Source organism: Phenylobacterium sp. (genome assembly GCF_016793285.1).
In the GTDB taxonomy this organism is placed as follows: Bacteria; Pseudomonadota; Alphaproteobacteria; order Caulobacterales; family Caulobacteraceae; genus Phenylobacterium.
Genome location: NZ_JAEUMO010000046.1, coordinates 1 through 1,965 on the forward strand (window position 1 = coordinate 1; position 1,965 = coordinate 1,965).

Annotated in this window: 3 protein-coding genes; 2 read left to right on the forward strand and 1 reads right to left on the reverse strand. The window is 74.7% G+C overall.

The window, feature by feature from the left end:
• A partial coding sequence (locus tag JNL41_RS05095; protein ID WP_293473191.1) for an SDR family oxidoreductase occupies nt 1–292 on the forward strand: 292 nt, incomplete at its 5' end.
• Between the two features lie 43 nt (nt 293–335).
• Here the strand turns inward: JNL41_RS05095 and JNL41_RS05100 are convergent.
• A complete protein-coding gene (locus JNL41_RS05100; protein ID WP_293473192.1) occupies nt 336–953 on the reverse strand; it encodes a hypothetical protein in 618 nt (205 codons plus the stop codon).
• 278 nt (nt 954–1,231) lie between these two features.
• On the opposite strand from JNL41_RS05100, the gene JNL41_RS05105 reads away from it, so the two are divergent.
• Complete coding sequence (locus JNL41_RS05105) at nt 1,232–1,963, forward strand: glutathione S-transferase N-terminal domain-containing protein (protein WP_293473193.1); 732 nt, start codon at nt 1,232–1,234, stop codon at nt 1,961–1,963.
• Nucleotides 1,964–1,965 lie beyond the last annotated feature (2 nt).

The following is a 1,965-nucleotide window of genomic DNA, read 5'->3' on the forward strand; positions in this document are numbered from 1 at the left end:
CGCCTACTGCATCTCCAAGGCCGCCGACATGCAGCTCGCCCGCAACCTCGCCGGCGAGCTCGGCCCCTACAACATCCGCGTGAACTGCGTGGCCCCGGGCCTGGTGAAGACCGACTTCGCCAAGGCGCTGTGGGACAATCCGGCCGGCGAGGAGCGCGCCAGCTCGGGCACGCCGCTGCGCCGCCTGGGCGAACCCGACGACCTCGCCGGCGCCGCCGTCTACCTCGCCAGCCGCGCGGGCGCCTGGACCACCGGCCAGACCATCGTGGTGGACGGCGGCAGCACGTCCTGAACGACGGCTGGGCGGTGCGCCGCCTGACCAACCCCTATCGGAACTAGCGGATGGCGCTCAGAGCCACGGTGGCCGAGGCTTCCTCGATGCGGGCGCGGTCTGCGGGCCAGGCGGCGTCGGCGGCCTGGTAGCGCTTGCCCAGCCTGTCGATCGTGGCGGCGAGTGTCGGCTGCTCCGCGACCAGCGCCGTACAGCCCTCGTAGGCCGCGAGGTCCGGCGTCGCCGCGCACTGGGCGATCGCCGCGTCGAGCGCGGCGGTCTGCGCCGCCGCCGTGGCCCTGAGCGCCGCCAGCCCGTCGCCGTGGGCCTTGTGCGCCTGGTCGGCCTCGGCCCGCGCCGCGTTCACGGCGCGCGTGTCGCCGCGCAGGGCGGCGGCTGCCGCCCGGTCGGCCGCCGCGCGGATCTTCTTCTGCCCCGCGTCGATCGCCGCCAGCTCGGTCGCGGCGGCGGCGGCGTAGTCCCGGGCGGCCTTCAGCGCGGCATCCACGGCGTCCGCGCCCTCGGGCCGCGCCGGCGTGGCGGTCGTCGCGGCCACGGCCGGCGCCGCGGCGGCGGGGGGCTGCGGCGCCGGCGCCGCCGTCTCCGCCGCGGGCTTCGAGCCCTGCGAGCACCCGGCCAGCGCCAGGGCCGCCATCACCGTCAGTCCAACCACGCGCGGCATCGCCCACTCCCGCCAGCCTCGCGGCGATAGCGGGCCCGCACGGACCAAGTGTCAAGCACGACCCCAAACGAAGGCGGCCCCGGCGGCCATCGAAGGCGCCAGGGCCGCACACCCGTCGCAGGCGGCCGGTAAGGGGAAGCCGGGGGACCTGCGCGATCGAGCCCCATATGGGGGCCCGCCGCCGCCGCGCAAGAGGCGCCCGCCGTCGCGTCGGCCTTGCCCCGCGCCGCGCCCCGCCGTCAGATGGCGCAGACGCGAAAACGGGCAGGAACCCCATGATGAAGCTCTACTCCGGCGACCTCAGCCCGTACTCCGCCCGCGTGCGGATGCAGATCTACGCCAAGGGCCTGGAGGACAGGGTCGCGCTGGAACGTCCCGCCACCTTCGGCTCGCCGCAGTTCCGCGAGCAGAACCCCATCGGCCGCATCCCCGTCCTCGACATCGACGGCGACCTGATGCCCGAGTCCGAGGTGATCGCGGAGTACCTGGAGGAGGTCTTCCCGACCCCGCCGATGCTGGCCGCCACGCCGCGCGAGACCGCCCACATCCGCACGCTGGCCCGCATCGGCGACATCTACCTGATGAACAACCTCTTCATGCTGGCAGGCCAGGTCTACGCGCCCGAGAAGGACAAGGGCGTCGTCGAGCTGCTGTCCGGCCAGGTGCTGCGCAACCTGAAGGCGCTCGACCGCATGATCGGCCCGAAGGCCGGCGAGGACGGCTTCGCCTGCTGCGGCCGCCTCACCATGGCCGACTGCGCCCTGGTCCCGGCCCTCTTCCTGGTCGAGAACACCCTGACCGCCGCCACCGGCGAGCCGAGCCCCATCCCCAAGCTGCCCAACGTCGCCGCCTGGTGGGCGGCCATCCAGCGGAACGAACACGCCGCCCGGACCCTGGTCGAGCTCAACCGCGGCCTCGAGGAGCGCAAGGAGCTCATCCGCACCGGCGCCTTCGCCAGGATGATGGCCGCCATGCGCGCCGCCCAGGCCAAGGCCGACGCCGAGGCCTGACC

Excerpts from the sequence above, each read along its gene's own strand:
- JNL41_RS05100 (WP_293473192.1), bottom strand. The coding sequence starts at position 953 with ATGCCGCGCGTGGTTGGACTGACGGTGATGGCGGCCCTGGCGCTGGCC.
- JNL41_RS05105 (WP_293473193.1), top strand. The coding sequence starts at position 1,232 with ATGAAGCTCTACTCCGGCGACCTCAGCCCGTACTCCGCCCGCGTGCGG.